The organism is Oceanicaulis sp. UBA2681, assembly GCF_002354675.1.
GTDB classification, from domain to species: domain Bacteria; phylum Pseudomonadota; class Alphaproteobacteria; order Caulobacterales; family Maricaulaceae; genus Oceanicaulis; species Oceanicaulis alexandrii.
The window spans coordinates 1-306 of record NZ_DEMB01000013.1 but is presented as its reverse complement, the minus strand read 5'-3'; the positions used below and the strand labels follow the sequence as shown (position 1 = coordinate 306).

General features: G+C 63.1%; 1 protein-coding gene. It reads right to left on the bottom strand.

What is annotated here, in order from left to right; translation table 11 throughout:
* Positions 1 to 84 precede the first annotated feature (84 nt).
* A partial coding sequence (locus B3M53_RS10560; RefSeq protein WP_286800378.1) for a YmdB family metallophosphoesterase occupies positions 85 to 306 on the bottom strand: 222 nt, incomplete at its 5' end.

The window sequence follows — 306 nt, the reverse complement described above, 5'->3', positions numbered from 1 at the left end:
CGGCAGGACGGCTATGATCACAGCTATTTCTTCATCGCCACCTTCATGGAAGACCATTTGCGGTGGCTGGGCGAACGGCTCTGATCAGACCTCGGGGATGATCTCTGCGAGCTGGCCGCCCACGCGGATCGGCTCGCAGCGCACCGCCAGCCCCGTCGCGTCATCGGTCTCCACATAAAGCCCGCAGACTGTCGCCTCGCCCGAGGCCGGGGTGAAGCGGCCCGAGCGCATATGGGTGACAAAGCGATTGATCGGCTCGTCCTTCACCATGCCGATGACGGAATCATAATCGCCGCACATGCCCGC